Source organism: Christensenella tenuis, assembly GCF_014287795.1.
In the GTDB taxonomy this organism is placed as follows: Bacteria; Bacillota; Clostridia; order Christensenellales; family Christensenellaceae; genus Christensenella; species Christensenella tenuis.
In genome coordinates, this window is record NZ_JACOON010000004.1 from 256,967 (window position 1) to 274,920 (window position 17,954).

General features: G+C 44.8%; 31 protein-coding genes and 2 tRNA genes. 28 read left to right on the forward strand and 5 right to left on the reverse strand.

Annotation, left to right across the window (positions count from 1 at the left end; all coding sequences use genetic code 11):
• The first annotated feature begins 283 nt into the window (after positions 1-283).
• The 5 genes from H8S18_RS08930 (at position 284) to H8S18_RS08950 (ending at position 4,324) form a co-directional block, all read left to right on the forward strand.
• Positions 284-2,110: a sensor histidine kinase gene (locus H8S18_RS08930; protein WP_186857962.1), complete on the forward strand. Its 1,827-nt coding sequence runs from the start codon at positions 284-286 to the stop codon at positions 2,108-2,110.
• Positions 2,103-2,861 carry a response regulator transcription factor gene (locus tag H8S18_RS08935; RefSeq protein ID WP_186857963.1) on the forward strand — a complete coding sequence of 253 codons (759 nt, stop codon included), beginning with the start codon at positions 2,103-2,105 and terminating at the stop codon, positions 2,859-2,861. Before H8S18_RS08930 ends, H8S18_RS08935 begins: the two co-directional genes overlap by 8 nt.
• 61 nt (positions 2,862-2,922) lie before the next feature.
• Positions 2,923-3,324 (forward strand): DUF302 domain-containing protein, encoded by a 402-nt coding sequence (locus tag H8S18_RS08940; protein WP_186857964.1) that lies wholly within the window; start codon positions 2,923-2,925, stop codon positions 3,322-3,324.
• Between the two features lie 488 nt (positions 3,325-3,812).
• Positions 3,813-3,903, forward strand: a tRNA-Ser gene (locus H8S18_RS08945).
• A 327-nt stretch (positions 3,904-4,230) separates the two neighbouring features.
• Positions 4,231-4,324 (forward strand) — tRNA-Ser (locus H8S18_RS08950).
• A 111-nt stretch (positions 4,325-4,435) separates the two neighbouring features.
• Here H8S18_RS08950 and H8S18_RS08955 read toward each other — a convergent pair.
• The 4 genes from H8S18_RS08955 to H8S18_RS08970 form a co-directional block, all read right to left on the reverse strand.
• Positions 4,436-5,521, reverse strand: coding sequence for a tyrosine-type recombinase/integrase (locus tag H8S18_RS08955; RefSeq protein ID WP_186857965.1), 1,086 nt, complete (start codon positions 5,519-5,521; stop codon positions 4,436-4,438).
• The gene (locus H8S18_RS08960) at positions 5,521-6,027 is read right to left on the reverse strand and encodes a M48 family metalloprotease (RefSeq protein WP_186857966.1); all 507 of its coding nucleotides are present in this window, start codon (positions 6,025-6,027) and stop codon (positions 5,521-5,523) included. The genes H8S18_RS08955 and H8S18_RS08960 overlap by 1 nt, the downstream gene beginning before the upstream one ends.
• Positions 6,028-6,098: 71 nt before the next feature.
• Positions 6,099-6,929, reverse strand: a complete 831-nt coding sequence (locus tag H8S18_RS08965; protein ID WP_186857967.1) for a hypothetical protein — start codon at positions 6,927-6,929, stop codon at positions 6,099-6,101.
• A 182-nt stretch (positions 6,930-7,111) separates the two neighbouring features.
• Positions 7,112-7,444, reverse strand: a complete 333-nt coding sequence (locus tag H8S18_RS08970; RefSeq protein WP_186857968.1) for a helix-turn-helix domain-containing protein — start codon at positions 7,442-7,444, stop codon at positions 7,112-7,114.
• A 73-nt stretch (positions 7,445-7,517) separates the two neighbouring features.
• On the opposite strand from H8S18_RS08970, the gene H8S18_RS08975 reads away from it, so the two are divergent.
• A complete protein-coding gene (locus tag H8S18_RS08975; protein WP_186857969.1) occupies positions 7,518-7,805 on the forward strand; it encodes a hypothetical protein in 288 nt (95 codons plus the stop codon).
• Here the strand turns inward: H8S18_RS08975 and H8S18_RS08980 are convergent.
• The gene (locus tag H8S18_RS08980; RefSeq protein WP_186857970.1) at positions 7,799-8,398 is read right to left on the reverse strand and encodes a hypothetical protein; all 600 of its coding nucleotides are present in this window, start codon (positions 8,396-8,398) and stop codon (positions 7,799-7,801) included. The genes H8S18_RS08975 and H8S18_RS08980 overlap by 7 nt on opposite strands.
• A 139-nt stretch (positions 8,399-8,537) precedes the next feature.
• Here H8S18_RS08980 and H8S18_RS08985 point away from each other — a divergent pair, with 139 nt between their 5' ends.
• The 22 genes from H8S18_RS08985 to H8S18_RS09090 all read left to right on the forward strand — a co-directional run bounded on the left by H8S18_RS08985 (position 8,538) and on the right by H8S18_RS09090 (position 17,724).
• Positions 8,538-8,732: a hypothetical protein gene (locus tag H8S18_RS08985; RefSeq protein ID WP_186857971.1), complete on the forward strand. Its 195-nt coding sequence runs from the start codon at positions 8,538-8,540 to the stop codon at positions 8,730-8,732.
• A gap of 49 nt (positions 8,733-8,781) precedes the next feature.
• Positions 8,782-8,970: a hypothetical protein gene (locus tag H8S18_RS08990; RefSeq protein WP_186857972.1), complete on the forward strand. Its 189-nt coding sequence runs from the start codon at positions 8,782-8,784 to the stop codon at positions 8,968-8,970.
• Between the two features lie 563 nt (positions 8,971-9,533).
• Entirely contained in the window at positions 9,534-9,713 is a 180-nt protein-coding gene (locus tag H8S18_RS08995; RefSeq protein WP_186857973.1) for a hypothetical protein, read from the forward strand.
• Positions 9,706-9,891, forward strand: a complete 186-nt coding sequence (locus tag H8S18_RS09000) for a hypothetical protein (protein WP_186857974.1) — start codon at positions 9,706-9,708, stop codon at positions 9,889-9,891. Before H8S18_RS08995 ends, H8S18_RS09000 begins: the two co-directional genes overlap by 8 nt.
• Entirely contained in the window at positions 9,866-10,369 is a 504-nt protein-coding gene (locus tag H8S18_RS09005) for a siphovirus Gp157 family protein (protein ID WP_186857975.1), read from the forward strand. The genes H8S18_RS09000 and H8S18_RS09005 overlap by 26 nt, the downstream gene beginning before the upstream one ends.
• A complete protein-coding gene (locus H8S18_RS09010) occupies positions 10,369-10,995 on the forward strand; it encodes a hypothetical protein (protein ID WP_186857976.1) in 627 nt (208 codons plus the stop codon). Before H8S18_RS09005 ends, H8S18_RS09010 begins: the two co-directional genes overlap by 1 nt.
• Complete coding sequence (locus H8S18_RS09015; protein WP_186857977.1) at positions 10,992-11,324, forward strand: hypothetical protein; 333 nt, start codon at positions 10,992-10,994, stop codon at positions 11,322-11,324. The genes H8S18_RS09010 and H8S18_RS09015 overlap by 4 nt, the downstream gene beginning before the upstream one ends.
• A 355-nt stretch (positions 11,325-11,679) precedes the next feature.
• Entirely contained in the window at positions 11,680-11,898 is a 219-nt protein-coding gene (locus tag H8S18_RS09020; RefSeq protein ID WP_186857978.1) for a helix-turn-helix domain-containing protein, read from the forward strand.
• Positions 11,895-12,308, forward strand: coding sequence for a single-stranded DNA-binding protein (locus H8S18_RS09025; protein ID WP_186857979.1), 414 nt, complete (start codon positions 11,895-11,897; stop codon positions 12,306-12,308). The genes H8S18_RS09020 and H8S18_RS09025 overlap by 4 nt, the downstream gene beginning before the upstream one ends.
• A 14-nt stretch (positions 12,309-12,322) precedes the next feature.
• A complete protein-coding gene (locus tag H8S18_RS09030) occupies positions 12,323-12,976 on the forward strand; it encodes a DUF6291 domain-containing protein (protein ID WP_186857980.1) in 654 nt (217 codons plus the stop codon).
• Positions 12,973-14,127 carry a DnaB-like helicase C-terminal domain-containing protein gene (locus H8S18_RS09035; RefSeq protein ID WP_186857981.1) on the forward strand — a complete coding sequence of 385 codons (1,155 nt, stop codon included), beginning with the start codon at positions 12,973-12,975 and terminating at the stop codon, positions 14,125-14,127. Before H8S18_RS09030 ends, H8S18_RS09035 begins: the two co-directional genes overlap by 4 nt.
• 62 nt (positions 14,128-14,189) lie before the next feature.
• Positions 14,190-14,504, forward strand: a complete 315-nt coding sequence (locus H8S18_RS09040; RefSeq protein WP_186857982.1) for a putative PDDEXK endonuclease — start codon at positions 14,190-14,192, stop codon at positions 14,502-14,504.
• The gene (locus H8S18_RS09045) at positions 14,491-14,769 is read left to right on the forward strand and encodes a hypothetical protein (RefSeq protein ID WP_186857983.1); all 279 of its coding nucleotides are present in this window, start codon (positions 14,491-14,493) and stop codon (positions 14,767-14,769) included. Before H8S18_RS09040 ends, H8S18_RS09045 begins: the two co-directional genes overlap by 14 nt.
• A complete protein-coding gene (locus H8S18_RS09050) occupies positions 14,747-14,953 on the forward strand; it encodes a hypothetical protein (protein ID WP_186857984.1) in 207 nt (68 codons plus the stop codon). The genes H8S18_RS09045 and H8S18_RS09050 overlap by 23 nt, the downstream gene beginning before the upstream one ends.
• A gap of 107 nt (positions 14,954-15,060) precedes the next feature.
• Positions 15,061-15,270, forward strand: coding sequence for a DUF551 domain-containing protein (locus tag H8S18_RS09055; protein ID WP_186857985.1), 210 nt, complete (start codon positions 15,061-15,063; stop codon positions 15,268-15,270).
• Positions 15,270-15,521: a hypothetical protein gene (locus H8S18_RS09060; protein WP_186857986.1), complete on the forward strand. Its 252-nt coding sequence runs from the start codon at positions 15,270-15,272 to the stop codon at positions 15,519-15,521. Before H8S18_RS09055 ends, H8S18_RS09060 begins: the two co-directional genes overlap by 1 nt.
• A gap of 125 nt (positions 15,522-15,646) precedes the next feature.
• The gene (locus H8S18_RS09065) at positions 15,647-15,838 is read left to right on the forward strand and encodes a hypothetical protein (protein WP_186857987.1); all 192 of its coding nucleotides are present in this window, start codon (positions 15,647-15,649) and stop codon (positions 15,836-15,838) included.
• Entirely contained in the window at positions 15,835-16,218 is a 384-nt protein-coding gene (locus tag H8S18_RS09070) for a hypothetical protein (protein WP_186857988.1), read from the forward strand. The genes H8S18_RS09065 and H8S18_RS09070 overlap by 4 nt, the downstream gene beginning before the upstream one ends.
• Positions 16,218-16,466, forward strand: a complete 249-nt coding sequence (locus H8S18_RS09075) for a hypothetical protein (protein ID WP_186857989.1) — start codon at positions 16,218-16,220, stop codon at positions 16,464-16,466. The genes H8S18_RS09070 and H8S18_RS09075 overlap by 1 nt, the downstream gene beginning before the upstream one ends.
• A 131-nt stretch (positions 16,467-16,597) precedes the next feature.
• Positions 16,598-16,780: a hypothetical protein gene (locus H8S18_RS09080; RefSeq protein WP_186857990.1), complete on the forward strand. Its 183-nt coding sequence runs from the start codon at positions 16,598-16,600 to the stop codon at positions 16,778-16,780.
• Between the two features lies 1 nt (position 16,781).
• Positions 16,782-17,228, forward strand: coding sequence for a hypothetical protein (locus tag H8S18_RS09085; RefSeq protein ID WP_186857991.1), 447 nt, complete (start codon positions 16,782-16,784; stop codon positions 17,226-17,228).
• Positions 17,229-17,532: 304 nt separating this feature from the next.
• Positions 17,533-17,724 carry a hypothetical protein gene (locus H8S18_RS09090; protein WP_079547078.1) on the forward strand — a complete coding sequence of 64 codons (192 nt, stop codon included), beginning with the start codon at positions 17,533-17,535 and terminating at the stop codon, positions 17,722-17,724.
• Positions 17,725-17,954: the final 230 nt, after the last annotated feature.

A 17,954-nucleotide genomic window follows, 5' to 3' on the forward strand; every position in this document is an offset into this window, starting at 1 on the left:
ATGTTCCTCCTTTCGTCTGCCGGGACGAACTCATTCAATAAAAGTATAATCGCTGCCATCATGGAATTTCGATTAAAAAGAGGCGTATGCCTCAGGCCCCGGCAAAATTTAATTTTATTTTCTTGATTTTTATAAAAATTCAAATATAATTATAAATAATTGATGGAAAAATTTTTTCCCTTTTCGAACTCATTCTAGCACTGCCCGAAAAAATATTACATGGACATCCCTGTCCAAAAACATGTAATTATTTGAATCATGGAAACGGAAAGGACGGCCCTGAATGAAGGCAAGATCCCGTAGTATTTTTTATACTATTTTTATTTCATTTTTTCTGGTGCTGATGCTGTTCCTGGTTACGTTCTGCGTGTTTTATTACAATGACGAATCCAAGCAAATGAAATCCCTGATGTTCTCCATGCTCACCACGCGGGCAGAGGATATTTCAGAAACGCTCGACCAGAAAATTAACCAGATGGAGATGGTTTCCGCAGAACTCGCCGCTTCAAAGGAAATTGCAAACGGCCTTGATTACCTTGCCGGGGCGAGCAAAGGCTCGATCGAATCTCCTGTGTTTTACGAGCGGGACGGCACGGTAACGCAGCTCCGCGAGAAGCTGCTGTCTTACACCGGATCGCGCAAGGGCGCCGACCAAATCAACGTATACTTGAAAAATGGTGCGGAAATTTCCTCCGGCCTCAATAACGAGCTGCGGATGATTTCCGGGGAGAAATTACAAAAACTGTCCCAGATGGAAAATGGGAGTGGTTCGCGGTACGTCTACTTTTCCGGGTTTAACGAGGAGCTGTCCCGCTATTACCTGTCCGATATCGGAAAATACTTTATTACTTTCCTGTATGAAGACCAAAACGCCGGCGGAAAAGACGGCGCTTTGGTGGAAATCCAAAAATCGATCTTCCAGGTCATCGGCAGCGTGGTATATTACCAGCCGATTTATGAAGAAAACATTTATCTGTTTGATAAATTTGGCAACCAGATTTATCCGCTCAAACAGGATGGAGGCTATGCACCGTATTTTGAAGCGGTGCAAGCGACCGGACAGGATGCGGAGCTCCTGTTTCAAAATCCGGAAACCGGGCGGGAAGAATACCTGATTTACAATTATTCCCCGTATACCGGGTTTTATACCGTATTTGCAATGGACCGCCAACGTCTGGTTTTTTCTATCTACAATAACTTTCTGCAGTTTTTACCGTTTGTCATTGTGATCCTTGGAGTGGCGGTCATCCTGTCGCTGATGATTGCACGGTTCCTGTCGCGGCCCATCAACCGGATTTACCGCTATGTCAAGGAAACCGATTTCGGCAGCCCGGATATGCGTGCGCTGCCCGAGATACAGACAAGCGTGGTCGAGCTCAATACCCTCACTAAGGCGTTCAAACTTCTGCAAACGAAGCTTCGGGAGGGCAATGACAGGCAGTTGGTGCTTCAGCAGCAGGAAATGCAATCCAAAATGCTTTCCCTCCAGTCCCAGATGAATCCGCATTTTCTGTATAATTCGCTTGCCACCATTCAGGCGATGGCGGAAGAGGATATGACAGACGAAATCGTCATTATGTGCCAGACCACCTCGCGCATCCTGCGCTATATTTCTTCGGATAAGGAGCGCATGGTGCCGCTCCGGGATGAAATTGCGCATACGCATGATTTCCTGCAGTGCATGTACATCCGCTATGACGGGGACCTCAGCTATGAGGTGCACATTCCCAGGGAAATGGAGGAAATCCTGATCCCCAAGCTGTGCGTGCAGCTGTTGGTGGAAAACTCCGTCAAATTCACGACGCAGACCAAACCGCCGTGGCACATTTCCATTATGGGGACAGTGGATAACAGGGGCGACGAAAAAATATGGCTTCTGTCCGTAAAAGACAACGGACCCGGGTTCACAAAGGAAAAGCAGGAGGAAATTTATGACAAAATCGCACAGATCGACGCAACCAACCTTCTTCCCTCACTGGAGCTGAAAGGGATGGGGCTTCTAAACATCTACATACGGCTCAAGTTCTCATATAAAGACCAGTTTATTTTCTACATCAAAAATACTGCGCCGCGGGGGTGCGAGATCATCATAGGAGGAAAGTATGAATAGCAAACAATTCAAAGTCGTGGTTGTGGAGGATGAGAGGCTGATCGCGAAGAACATCAAGCGTAACATCGAGCGCGCGAATGAAGCGTTTACCGTTGTCGCAATCGCACACGACGGGGAAGAGGCCCTGCGGTATATCGAAGCCCTGCTGCCGGATGTGGTAGTGACCGATATCCGCATGCCCGGCATCGACGGAATCGAGCTGATCGGCATCCTCAGCGAGCAGTATCCTTCCGTCCGGAAGGTGATTATCAGCGGCCACGACGATTTTCCGTACGTGAAATCGGCCATTCAAAATGGAGCGGCCAATTACCTGCTGAAGCCTGTGAACCACGAGGAACTGAAGGAAACACTGGGCAAGATCGAGCGGGAGTACGATATGGAGAAGGGCGAAGCGTTTTCCAAGTACCGTCCGGACAAAAAGGATCCGGAGGATATCGCCGGCCTGGTGAAGGATTATATCTTCAAAAACTATGAAAAGCCCATCGATCTTTCCACCATTGCGGACGAACTCGGGTTCTCACCTTCTTACCTCACGAAGCTGTTTACAAAATATGTGGGGGTCTCCCCCAACCGCTTTTTAAAACAGCACCGCATGACGATTGCAAGACAGCTTCTCTCCGATCCGTCGTATCCCATCAAAACGGTTGCGGAAATGGTCGGCATCCCGGATCCCTTTTATTTCAGCAAAAGCTTCAAACAAATCTGGGAGATGACACCTTCGCAGTTTCGCAGTGGTAAAAAAGAGGAATGACCGGTTTTGCCGCTTTGTTTCCGTGTTATCAATAAAGAGAATTTGAAACGGAGAACAAACCATGACAGAAATAAAAAAGAACGGACGGCTGTGCATTTTCCCAAGCGCTTTCGATTCCAAGGAAACGGTACGCCGGGTTGAACGGGAGCTTGAAAAACGGAAAATACCTGTTTTTGCAAAATTTGACCACGAGAAGAATGCGCAGGAGGCAGGTTTGTTGCTGCGGCCGACCGAAGTACTGGTGTTCGGCTCGCCCGAAGCAGGAACAAAGTTGATGCAGAAAAACCAAAGCTTTGCAATTGAACTTCCCCTGCGGATGTCCATATGGGAGGACGAGAAAGGCAAGGTATGGCTTGCGTTCCCCCGTATGTCGTACATTGCGGAAACATATAATCTTGCGATGGATCCGGTAATCGACAATATGCAGGCGCTTCTGGAGGACGTGGCAAAAAGCGCCGCCTGATTTTTATGTTTCTTCCGGTGCTGAAACGGGCAGTATAAGAAGGCAAAAAAGGACAGAACTATGCCGCTGCAAAAACCAAAAGAGAGGGAGAAAAGCGGCCTTTCGTTACACGCTGTATCGCCGCCCTGACAAAAGAGGATCCGGATCGGTTTCCAGACCGCAAAAAGCGTGCTGCCACCTGCTGGCGAGAATGAAAAAGAAGGCGGAAGAACACTCAAAAGAAGGACATAAGGTCCTAACAAGGTGTTCCCGGACTGCCCTGAATAAGGGCGGCCTTTTCCTGTTTGTGCGGTCCGAAGAATTGGGAACAGGACATCCGGGGCTTCCCCCACAACAGATAAAAATGAAACCCTGCAATATTCCTCAGCTTCCAGTCTGGCTTTTCCCCAATTTGATATGTTTTCAGGCGGCTTGGAATGCCTCAACCGTGCAATTTTTGCTTGACAATGCCGCCTTCCGTTTGCTATACTATTAAAGCATATTCGGATGGAGAGATGGTCGAGTTGGTTTAAGGCACCGGTCTTGAAAACCGGCGATGGTTTACCCCATCCGTGGGTTCGAATCCCACTCTCTCCGCCATATAAAAGGCAGAAAGTGGGCTGCGGACTTAAAATAAATACAGATATGTACGTTTTTGGATTCGAACCCACGTGGGTTCAAGCAAGAACGAGCCGAAGGCGAGGTTCGCGCTATCCCACTCTCTCCGCCATATAAAAGGCAGAAAGTGGGCTGCGGACTTAAAATAAATACAGATATGTACGTTTTTGGATTCGAACCCACGTGGGTTCAAGCAAGAACGAGCCGAAGGCGAGGTTCGCGCTATCCCACTCTCTCCGCCATATAAAAGGCAGAAAGCGGGCCGTGGACAGCATATAATGCAAATAAATTGTGCAGTGAAATTCAGTTGGAGAAGTACCCAAGTACGGCTGAAGGGGCTCCCCTGCTAAGGGAGTAGGCTGGGGTAACCGGCACGAGGGTTCAAATCCCTCCTTCTCCGCCAAACCCGCTATATAAGCGGGTTTTTTGTTGCCCTCTTGGGGAATATCTCCGTTTAAAAATGGCAGTACGTGGTGTAAAAAATCATCCTATTACACACGCTACTACACACATATCAGACGCGTTTAAATGTGTTCACGGCATCCAGCATTGATTTAGTGTCAGGGTGGATATAGCGTTGCGTTGTCGAAATGTTCGCGTGCCGCATTACTTTTTTTATGACGGCCGGTGCAACCTTATTTCCAAGCGCTAGTGCTGTTGCTGTTGTGTGCCGACATGCGTAAGGTGTCAAATCCCTGCATTGTGCAGCGCGAAGCGTTTCATCGAATTTGTCGTAGAAGTCATTGCGTTTCATATCAAGTAAAAAATCCGTTTTGGATAAAGTGAGCAAATTTTTCAACACTGGCTCGATAATGTCACAAATCATAAGCGGCGTCTTTTTACGTTGCTTTGTTTTCAGGCCACAGCCGATGATTGTCCGGTCATCAAAATTGACCATATCCTTTTTACACAGCAAAAGCTCCCCTGGCATCATTCCAGTGTATATCATCAACAAAATGTATCCGGCCCAATGATCCGCCTCGTAATACTCCCACAATTTATTCAGTTCGTCTTCTGTAAAAGGCTCAGGCTCTGTTTCGTTAAGCTCCGGCAGGATGATAAACTGCGACAGGTTGACGGAAACCTCTTGCTGCGCCATAGCCATTTTATAGAAATGCGAAAGCAAGGACTTCATATCGCGCGCCGTATAAAACGAAGTCGCTTTTTTATTTACGCAGGCTTGTATCGTCTCAATGGTAAGATCTCGCATAGTGATTGCGCGGATATCCTCGAGGCGTTTATATGCTATCTTATAGGCCGTTTGTTTGCTGTCTGACAATCTAAGCATGGCGTTATTTTTGTAGACGTCCCAGAGGCTTGCAATCGTTGAGTCCTTGCGTTTTTCCTTCAAAGATGCAATATATTCAAGCGCATCCTTGCGCCTTGCAAAACCGCCCTTGCGTTTTACCGTGCGAATCCCTCCGGCTCTGCACTCAATCGCGGCTACCCATGTATTGCCGCGTTTATACACGCTGCCCTGACCGTTCCCGCGCTTTTTAACGTTACGCCCATATGTTGACTGCTTGGTACCGCAAATATGGCAATATACGGCTTCTGGAGGCAATTCAGTTTTGCATTTTTTGCAGAAATTTATTTCCATTATCTTCTCCTGCGGCGATCTCTTTTGATATTAAACGGATGCCATATGATTGTATACTGCCCGTAGTCGTATATCGGCCCCTCTATCTCCTCGTATAGGTTAATTCCGTACATAAATTCTTCCACGGTAATTTCCAAATAATCCGACAACGAAAGAGGGGTCAGATTTCCGTTGTCGAAAGCCCTTATCAGTTTTTCGATCGGCATAATCCGTTGCAATTTCCAGCGATCGGCAAGCGTTTCGTATTTTTGCCTAATCCACTTTGGAGCTGTAAGCAGGTCGCATATGCAGCTTTCGTGATGACCCAATTCGTGAGCCTTTAGCGCATTGCGCTCTGCTTCAGACCTCACGCCAGCATTAATTGTTATGTATGGCCGGTCGAGGCCATATGCGTTATCATAATATGCCTCAAATTTCTCCGGCATATCGCTGGCGATTTCTAAAATTATGCCTTTATCGTAAATTTCTTGATCTAGCTGCTCTGACAATGATAAACGTGCAAGCATGTGAAACACCTCTTATTATTTGATACTTATATCATATAACAGGAGATGTTCAAATTAGGTATATTTTGAGACTAAAACTGAAGCTTCCTATATATCAATATAGGAGCAATTATTTCATTGGATAATCCAGTTGCTAAAGTTACATCATTATAGCATTTATATAAATCTTTCAGGCTGCCTACAACATTTTCAGTTGCTTTCTGATCGTGACAGGAAATTTTATTATAAATCCCTACGATATCCCATTCTCCTGTCAAACCTGTACCATAAAGCGTTTGTAGTATTGACATAGGTTGCCGAAGATGTTCCTTAATGATTGGAATTCTAAAAGAACGAGCATTTTTTAAACACAGTATAAAATATGGGTGTTGAGGTAAAAAAGAAATGATTTGCTTTATATATTCAAGTTTATTTTTCCCAACAAGAAATTCTCCTCCGGCCTTTATTGCCTCTTCTGGAGAGTATTCTTGATTAGCCAATTCATTTATTACGCCTATTTTTTCCAGTTTGCAAAATAGGTCATGTGTAAATGGCATATCAAAAAATTGAATAGCTCCAGTTGAATACATAAGTTGCCCGTCATTTAAGACCGCCGTCTCTTTAACTTTTGGAATATTAATTTCGTCTATTAGCTCTAATACCTTTGAATCATGGGGTGATATTGATCGCGTTATACGTGAAGACAACTCTCTATGGCTATCTGTTGAAGCCTGAAAAACAGCAGACACACCTAACTTTCCAGAATCGCCTTCCCTTTTTGCGCTTTCTGTTGATCGAGATTCTTCTGTGCCACCTCTAAATTGAGAATCTAAAGAAGCTATAATATCTGAATCAGAATAAATAATCTCAATTAAGGAAGAAGTGAGCGTTTCTTTTTGCTTGGACGATATGTTTTTTCCCATTCCTCATTAAACTCCCTTTCTTTTTTATCCAAATTTGATTTAGATTTTTTCATGTTTTTATAGACTTCGGATATAAAAGAAAAGGAATCAACATTGCTTCGTTTCATCGTGATAGCTCCCTTTTTTTCTAATTATACCCTAACAAAAAGAATTAGTAAATTAAGATTTTACGATTTATAAATTTACTTATCACGGCGTTGAGCGCGTTTAAATTCTATGAATGTCATAATATCCTGCTGATCGTCTTCTGGCAGATCAGAGATATCTACCCCGCCTTTTAAATGGGCGGCAGTAATATTTTGCGTTGGTGCAGGATCGTCAGTTCGGCCTAAAAGATAGTCTGTGGATGTGTCAAGATAGTTCGCTATGGCGTCTATCTTGTTCATATAAGATTTCGTAACCCCTGTTTCCCACTCGCGAAATGCGTTTTTACTATATCCCAAATCGGCGAGAAAAGTCGCTTTCTTTATTTCTTTTTTTTGAAGTAATTCGGATAACCTTTTTGTAATTTCCATAAGTATTCCTTTCATTGACGGTCCTAATAATTAGGAATATAATATATACATAATTACCATAGGAGGCGAGATCATGAACGAATTAGAGCCAATTTATATCTGCAATCCCGAAAAAAACACAAAGTGTTCAAAGTCAGGATGTTACACTAACCCGCATTCTGCATATCCAGATCGTTCTTTTTGTAGCTCAACGCGGTTTCCCGAATTTGCAATGCTCGATACTGATGGGAAGCCCATCATTGATGGCGGCAGCAACGATTTCCGCTTAATGACTAACGAGAAATACCGTACACAAATTGAAAAAATATCAAAGGGGCACATTGTGCTCCGCATCAACCGAGAAGGATTTAAGTCTTATTGATGCACCAATTCAACGATTCCTCCAACAGCCCTAACCGCAGCAGCTATTCCGCTTATAACAGAGGGGTAGTTTTCCGCAATCCATTTTGGAATATCTTTCATGGAAAATCGCTTATTTTCTCTTGCCGAGCAAGTTATCTTTTCCAGTGCTTCCCTGTCTTCTTTTATATCTATTTTCTGAATCAAGTTAAATACACCATCGAATGCCGCGCCTACATTCATCGTGGCGTTTTGTTGTGTACCAATAATAGAGTTAGTCGCAGAGGATATGTTGAAAGTAATGTTCGTTGGAACGGACTTAGATTCTTGCTTGATGTATTTTGTGATTCGTTTTCCATCTGCTGATAGCGGACATTTTTCCATATATGAAATCGTTTTGCTGTTTAGCATTGACTCCCAAGCGATGTTGTCGATTTTCCAAACCTTTGTGTAGCCGTCTTCGCTCAGCAACCATAAAGCACGATTAATTTTTCCTTCCGGTTCGCCAAGCATTTCAACCAGCGATTCAAAATTAAACATATCAAGATCGCCTTCTTCCTCATACCGAGCAAACATTACATTTAGCAACTCGTTTGCGATTTCGTTTGTGGTCATAAAACCCTCCCATAAAATAAAATTCCTAAAAATTATGAAAATAAGATTGACAGTCCTAATAATTAGGATTATAATAAACACAACAACATAATAATCCTACCACATGATAACACAACAATCAATAAAAGGAGGCGGAAAAATGGCAAACTGGCCGCTTAATACAAACAAAGAAGTGCGGAAATTGATGGAAGAAAAGCGTGTCCCGCGCTGGAAGATAGCTAATTATTACGGCGTTCACACAAATACAGTAGGCAACTGGTTCCGACATGAGTTTTCGGAAGATAAGAAGGCTGAGATGATAAAAGTCATCAACGAAATAGCCGAAAGCTCGTAAGGAAGAAATGAAGCATAGTTTCTGAAGCTGGTAGAAAGGAATATTTCGAATGCCTAAGACAAAAATCATCCGCAAACATGATGCGGCAGCAGAGCTTGAAACCCTTAGAAAGGAAAAAGCCTTTTTGCAGAAACGCAACTTGGAGCTGGAAGGCGAATCCGTAGTGAATACATGGATTAAACAAATAGATGAAGATATTGCGAGAAATTCTATGAAATTAGAAGAAAAAGCGAGATGAATTTTTTAAAAATGGCATAAAAAATTGCAAAGTGCCACTAAGAATTTTCAAAAAAATAAAATCGCGAAATATCGACTTTGTGAAAAAACATAGAACAGGATAGCATAGGGGAAACAAAATGACACTGCAGGAAATCGAAAAAACAAACAAAAACATATTGCGTGCATCCGATGTAGCTGATTTGCTAGAATCCGATCCACAGGACATACGGGACCAGGCACACCGCGACCCATCAAAGCTAGGCTTTCCTGTTATAGTAACAGGTTCAAGAGTCAAGATACCACGAGAGGGATTTATACACTTTATGAGGTACGGATATGCCAAAGGAGGTACACCATGAGCGCCTTATAGCAGGCTTCCTGATCTCTATTCTAATCGGCGCACTGGCCTTAGGACTATGGGAAAGCAGACTGAGGATATACCAGTACGTCCGCAAGAGACGGGCGCGGCGGTACAGGATGGAAATAAGGATAAGAAAAAGGCCACGGGTGGAGCCGTGACCTAAGAAAATAACCGAGAGATTATCTTCACCTTGATTGTATAGGTGGGAAAGGAAAAAGTCAATGACCTGTAAACGATGTGGACAATCGGGATTATTGGAATCTGATCTATGCGGGGAATACGGGTGCGTATCATGCTTTGACGGCACAAAAACAGACCCCCGCAAGCGCATAGACGAGATCGTGAAAAGATACGGCATATACGACAGCCGGAAAGACCAGGCAGGTGAATACGATGTGTAATACGAAACAATGTGCATTTTGTAAAACATCAATCATCGGCGGCGAGAGCGCCTATATAGCCCCCAACGGGGATGCGGTACACGAAGTTTGTTTGATGGGATATGCCATAGAAAATTTCTTAGAGCTTGGATTTAAAAAGGAGGAAACCGAAGATGGCGACGTTATACGAATTGACTGAAAATTGGCAAACGGTAATGAATTTATTGGAGGATGGTGCGGATGCCGAAGCGGTAGAAAATGCCCTTGCGGATATATCCGGTGAAATTGAAGAAAAAGCAGATGGCTATGCAAAGATCATTTTTGAACTCAATGGAGAAGCGGAGAAGATCAAGGCAGAAAAGGACAGGCTTTATGCACGTGAACAGGCGTTCAAAAACAATGCTAAGGCGATGAAAGAACGCCTTGAGGAAGCGATGGTACGCTGCGGGAAGCCTAAATTTAAAACGGAACTGTTCAGTTTCAACATCCAGAAAAACGCGCCATCCGTTGTGATTGAGGATGAAGATAGATTTCGTATGTGGGCAGAGAAGAATATGCCGGACGTATTGAAGCATAAGGTGGAAGTAGACAAAAAGCAGCTTTCAGATGCGCTCAAAAATGGCGCGGTCGTCGAATATGCCGGACTTAAGTATTCGGAAAGTCTGAGGATAAGGTAATGGGTAATCTCGAATTATACGAAAAAGTACGCGCTGTACCTCAAAGTGCTATAAGACCTATTGAAGCCGGACGGTTAAAAGGTAAGAGCGACATCAATCCAATGTGGCGGATCAAAACGCTTACAGAACAATTCGGCCCATGTGGGAAAGGATGGAGACCCGAAATTGTCCGGCAGTGGACAGAAGCGGGAGCGAACGGAGAGATCGCTGCTTTCGTCGAAATAAAGCTGCATTTGAAATATGACGATAAGTGGGAGGAACCTATATCCGCGACAGGCGGAAGTTCATTTGTGGCAAAGGAAACCAAAGGACCTTACACTTCGGACGAATGTTTCAAAATGGCCTACACCGACGCTTTATCCGTAGCCTGTAAAATGCTTGGCATTGGCGCTGATGTGTACTGGGATAAAGACAAGACGAAATACAGCGGTAAATCCGAAAGCGATGGATCGAAGCCTAAGGCAAGCGAAGATCAGATTAAAGCAATAAGAGAAGCCTGCTTTGCTACGGGTCTCGAGGAATCAAAAATGCTTAAAATGTGCAATGCGGAGAAATGGGAAGATGTTACAGCGACGTCAGCGGCGAAAGCGCTGCAATGGATTAATACGAGGGCGAATGCGGTATGAACGGGCATGATCTAGTTGTTGAAATGAGAGATTTACAAAACAGACTTGAGGCCACCCTTGCTGAATTTGGGAAATGGGGCAAAAACTACGCTAAAGCTGATTATGATTATAAGTTAGAATACAGAAAAGCAATGCTCGTGGAACGCGAAAGCGGAACCCCCGTCACAATGCTAAAAGATATCTGCAATGGCGAAGAAAAAGTGGCAAAAATGCGTCTTAATCTTAATACTGCCGAGACCCTATACAAGCTTGCAGGGGAGCAAATACAAGCTCTTAAACTGCAAATGCGAGTGCTGGAAGGGCAGATAAGTAGAGAGTGGAACTCATGAGCTATTGGGGCATCCGAAAGAAGAAGCGAAAGAATTATAGAACAAGATGCTTGGACGTATCACCCGAGGTACGTAAGCGTGTAACAGAGAGGCAAAGTATAGATGGTACGCCGTGTTGTATAATCAGCGGATTATCTACAGACCTTGAAGCGGCTCACTACATTAGCAGGGCACAAGGGGGCTTGGGAATCGAAAGAAACATTGTACTGCTGAATAGAGACATACATAGGGCTTATGACTTCGGAGACAAACATAAAGAGTACGGCGAGCAAATACGGAAATATCTTAAATCTCAGTATGAAGGATGGAACGAAGAAGACCTATATTACCACAAATACCCAAAGGAGCTAAGACTATGAAAAATCAATGTGAAAAAATCATACAGTATATAAAAGATTTCGGAGGGATCACAACCCTTCAGGCGTTTAAAGATTTAGGAATTACGCGGCTATCTGGTCGAATTTACGACTTAAAGCGCATGGGGTACTGTCTAAAATCCGAAACAGTCACAGGTAAAAACAGATACGGAGAAAAAACGCATTACGCGAAATACAGCTTGGAGGAAACGGCATGAACAAGGCAATTCTCGTTGGGAATCTTACGAAAGACCCGGAACAACGAACGACACAAAGCGGTATAGCTGTCACGAGCTTCACAGTTGCCGTACAGCGCAGATTCAAGGACGCAGAGGGTAACTATCAAGCGGACTTTATAAACTGCGTAGCATGGCGGCAGACAGCGGAATTTATTGCAAAGTATTTTTCTAAAGGCTCAAAAATTGGAGTTAGCGGCTCTCTCCAGGCACGGACATACGATGACGCAAACGGTGTAAAGCGATATGTGACGGAGGTTGTTGTGGATGAAGCGGAATTTGTACAGAGCAAGGGCAACGGAAAACAGCAGGATCAACAAGGCACAGGAAATGCGTTATTGGAAGATTCAGAAGGCTTTCAGCCGCTGGACGATACGGAATTACCATTTTAACGAGGGAGCATGACATGGCAAGAGAGGCTATATTACATAAGCGATACAAAAAGATAATTGAGAAGCTAAGCCCTGAGCGTGCAAAGGCATTGATACTTGCCATGTATGATTACGCGGAAACAGGAGAGCACGGCGAGCTTGACGAGGTAACGGACATTGCTTTTACGTCGATACAGGAGCAAATGGAGTACGACGATCTGCAATATCAGGAAAAATGTGATAAAAACAGGGAGAATATTCGTAAGCGTTGGAATAAAAAAGATACGACCGTATACGACCGTATACCACCGTATACGAATGATACCAATACAAAGTCAAATACAAATACAAATAAAGATATCCCCCCTACCCCCCTTAAACGGGGGGAGGACATCCTTGAGACTGACGAGACCTTTAGAGGACTGCCTTCAAAAATACAATGTGCTCTAAAAGACTGGATAGAGTACAAGAAAGAAAAGAGACAGGCATATAAAGCCAGAGGGCTTAAAAGTTTAATTGCTCAAGTTTCCGGTCAGGTAGATCGGCATGGAGAGGATGCAGTTGTGGCACTGATCGCCGAGTGTATGGCTTCGAATTGGCAAGGGATTATATGGGATCGGCTTCCGCGTGGTGAGCCAAGCGCAGGAACCAATGAGCCAAAGCGAGTGGCAGGAGGATTTGAGATATGACGAGGGACGAATATTTTCAGCTGAAACAAAAATATGCGAACGCTGGTTTTGAGAATATGACCGACGCTGAAATGAGCGAGTTTGTGAGCTACAGCAACACGTTCGCGAAGCTGCTCGATACGGTTTCGCTGTTTGGCGGCGACGCGTTAAACCCAAAGCCCAGAATGTTTTACCGTATGAAGCACATCCGGCAAGCAGACCGGAGCAAAATCGTATCGGTGAAAAGCGGTCTTAACGGTGTGGATGGCAGGATACACGGGTTCAACAAGGGCGAATTATCAATCGTGAGCGGCACGAACGGCAGCGGAAAATCGACATGGCTGTCACAGATCGCATTGGAAGCGGCGACGCAAGGATTTAGCTCGGTAATATTTTCCGGGGAACTGAGAGCTCCAAGGGTAAAGGAATGGCTGATGCTACAGGCGGCAGGCCGCGACAGCTTAGTGCAGGATGGATGGATGTATCACGTTGAAAGTAGCGCGCGGGAGAAAATTGAAAACTGGATGGACGAAAAGATTTACGTGTACAACAATGATTTTGGCCTGGCGGTAAAGCAGATCATGAAGGCGCTTGAATTCTTCACGCTGATTATGGACGTGGACGTGATCGTTCTGGACAACCTGATGAGTATGGACTTACGGGAATATCCCGGTGACAAGTACGAAAAGCAAACCGCGCTGACAATGGAGCTTTCAAATTTTGCAAAAAAGCGCAATGTACATATTTTCTTTGTCTGCCATCCGCGTAAAAGCATGGGCTTACTACGCAAGGAGGACATCTCAGGGACAGCTGATATCACCAATGCGGCTGACAATGTGCTGATCGTACACCGAGTGAATAATGATTTCAAGAACCGCACAATGGACTTCTTTAAGTGGAAGGCAGATGCGGCGATCTATAACTGCTCAAATGTGGTAGAAATATGCAAAAACAGAGACCTTGGAGTTCAGGACGTTTTCGCGGAATCATATTTCGACCAGCCATCGAAGCTGTTTTTGAACTACAGGGACGAATATCGACACTACGGCTGGGAGCCGGAAAAGGAGGAATGGACGGGTGAAACGCCTTTTGATAACGGCAAGCATGATGATGGAGGCAAAGCGGCAGAGACGGGAGAGGATCAAGGAGATAGGCTTGAAGCATCCGTATGACAGGCGGCTTAAGAAAACGATTAAGGCGGCGCTCGAGGCAAAGGCGCTGAATGATATGATCTATGAACAGCAGAAACAAGGGTAAACGCGGGGAACTGGAGCTTGCCCACAAATTACAGGAATACGGCTTTGATACCCGGCGCGGTCAACAATACTGCGGAGCGAACGGCGACGCTGACGTGGTGGGGATTCCTGGGTTGCATATTGAGTGCAAGCGGGTTGAGAGACTTAACGTGGAAAACGCGCTGCGGCAAGCGGAGATGGATGCGAGAGAATGGGAGATGCCCGTTGTGATGCATCGAGCGAACCGGGAGGAATGGAATGTCACGCTGCGGCTTAAGAATTTTATGGAGATTTGGAAAAATGACGGAAAATGAGATGATTGCAAGCGTTGCGGAAATGGGAATCATGCCAATCGATGAAGATAACGCGAGTAAATACTACACGACCAAAAAGGGGCTGAAAACGTGCCCGATCTGCGGAAAGGTCTTTAATGCAACAGTAAATTGGGCGTACCGGAAGGACAGCAAGTGGTTTTGCTGCTATACGCACTACGTACAGGGCGGCGGCGACGGCGGGATGGACAGGGTTAAGGGAAAGAAAGCGAGATTTTATAACAATGTGGCCAATAGAGGGAGATGATATCCATAACGCGAAAGATGGACAGTTTGTTGAAGGGACGGCACTTTTGCCGGAACGGGAGCGCAGGATTGTAACAGTACCTGGACATGGGGAATTAAGCCCGGACGAAGAAGAGCAAATGATAGCGTTTATGGAATATATTTTTGAAAAACGGACAAAGCTGGAGAGGAGCGGGGAAGAATGAAGAATCGGTTATATCCGTGGCGACTAATTGATGAAACAAGATTAGTCCAGGAGTTATTTAGGTTATATGGCCGTGACACTCTTGATCTAACGACACTAAATTGTTGCATGAAAACGGTCAAAGATGCGCCTGCAGTGGCCGCAGCGCCGGAGTGGATCAGCGTCAAAGAAAAGCTGCCAAAAGATGACGGATACAACGGGACAGTGTTAGCGACGGACGGATCTATCGTGATCACGGCCCCGTCAAGCAGCGTAACAATAGATGGCGCTATCACACATTGGATGTCACTGCCGGAACCGCCGAAGGAGAAAGAGTGATGAGAGATTATTTAGGAAATGAATTGAATATTGGAGACGAATGTGTCTATCTCCAAAATAAGAGAACTGGAAGTAGTAGCATACGAAAATGCAAATTCAAAGGCCATATTATTGGATTTACAAGAAAACTTGTTGTTGTGAGGTGTTCTGCAAGTGAATTTGAACTGGAAGTGGGAAACGAAACAAAGGTGTACCCAGACGATGTAATAAAAATTGTAGCGCCGGTGGTAAGGTGTAAGGATTGCCGCTAGTGGGAAAGATTTAATAACACATCTCTTGGTACATGTTACCACGGAATCTATGCGGGAAGTAATCTTGGGACACCAGAAAATCATTTTTGTGCAAGTGCGGCACGAATGGACGGAGGCGAGGAAATATGAAGATCATTCACGAACACGAATGCAAAGCTATGAAAAATCAATCTGCAATAGGAATAGTAAAACGGCAGTTTGAAGATGGCACGACAGGTTGGTTTTGGGAAAGGCATACAGACAAGGAAACGACGGGCGATGAGATAGTGTATTGTCCATACTGCGGAGAGAAGTTAGGCGGAGGAGAGGAAGAATGAGCAAGACATGTGATAGATGTGGAAAAGAACTTACTGATCGAGATAGGACGACAATATGCCTGGAATGTGAGGTGGCGCTTGCCGAGGAAGAGAACGAACGCCTTGAAACTGAGAACGCCGCTCTATGGGAGAAGATTGCGGCGCTCGTGAAGGCCGAGAGCGAGGGGAGATTGCATATTGCACCATATAAAGAGGGAGATACCATGACAGCGCCGGAAGTACATGGGCAGTGGGTACATATGCCTGACAAATCCGACGTGTACTACGATACTTACCAATGTAGTAACTGTAATGAGGAGATTGTGGTTGACCTAGGACTTGAGAAGCCAAAATTTTGCCCCAACTGCGGCGCAAGGATGGACGGAGGCGAGGGAGAATAATGGGATATTTCTCAAACGGAACGGAAGGCGTGTTGTATGAAGAAATGTATTGCGAGAAATGTATACACTATGAGGATTGTGCCGTATTGGGATTGCATTTCGCCAATAACTACGATGAAGCTAACAAAAAAGATAGCTTCCTACACGAACTGATTCCGTACAAAGACGGATTCAATATCGCGGCGGACAGGAAGGAGAAGAGGAATGATAATAAGAAAATATGGAAAAATCAAACCGGGAAAAGTTAAATGCTCTGAATGTGATGCTCTACTGAAATATGATGTTGATGATATCAAACAGTATATGTGGGGAGATTATCGAGTGAAGTGCCCGATTTGCAAAGGATGGATAACGGTTTATAGAGAGAACGGTGAATAAAATGGATATAACACGGGAAACGAGATACACGATCTATTGTAACCGATGCGGAGACACGGAAACCTATGATGAATTGGGCGGGCATCCGACAAAACAGGATGCGGAGAAGGCGTTCAGAAAATCCGGGTGGATAGAAAAAGACGGGGAGACCTTGTGCCCGAAATGTATGAGAGGCGGTGAATGAAATGCCTACATTAAGCCTTAATCATGATATTGCCATAACTGACAGCGAACAGGCAGTGAAATTTATAGAAGCGTTAGAAAAAGCGGAGGCAATGAATAAAATGGAACGTCTGACATTTGAAGGTAATTTTTGCGACATAGCAAGGTGTGAAGATACGCCGGGTGGATCGTTTTGCGAATACGGCTATTGCGATCAGCGCAGAGTGTGGGAACGGCTGAAAGCCTACGAGGACATCGGCACAGTAGAAGAATTTGCGGCGTATAAGCAGACGGTCGATTACGCTAAAGCAAAGGTAAAAGAAATCCAAGACCGCATAGATGCGAGAGCAGGAGATAATTACCATGATGAAACCAAACGGACGCTCATTCTTGAAGAAAGACAAGGAGCATATATCACGATTTTAGAAGCAGCCGAGGCAGCGCTTTCGGAAATGGAGGAGCGGGAATGAATTTATCAACAAAATGCAACTGCTGTTGCAAAGAGGATGTATGTGCAATAAAGGACAATTACAAAGCGGACATAGATCGAATCAAGGAAGCTATTGAATCCGATGCGACAGAGGTAAATATCCATTGTAAGCACTTTGTATCACATAGAATAACGCAGAAAGCACAGGAGGAATCCTTATGAAGTTTAAAGAGCAGGAGATAAAACCGTGAGCGATAAAACAAAAACGATGCTCAAGATCATCGGCACGGCGATATTAGCCCTTATGGTGCTTACGCTGATCGCGAGAGGGGAGGGGTGAGAAGATGACGGTAACAGAACTAAATCATACAGATGAAAAAAGAAAAGAGACGGCGCAGCGGCTCGGACTATCCGAAGCGCAGTTGGAGACGATCTATAAGCAAATAAAAGAGACGAAGCCCTTATATCATTACGGATATGACTATAATCGGATATTGGCTTATATCAATAAAAATGCCGGGCGAATAACGATTTGAAATTGGAGGAACGAAGCACGTTACAAAGCACTTGGGAACAGCATAGCATTGCCGCCGTGGAGGTTTGTACTATCACGCATACATAATCAGGGTGCAAGGACAATGGGCAGTCTGTTTGACGGCATAGGCGGCTTCCCTAAGATATGGCAGGAGTTGGGCGGTCAGACGCTGTGGTGCTCGGAAGTTGAGCCGGTCCCGATAGCGGTTACAAGGTATCATTTTAAGGAGGT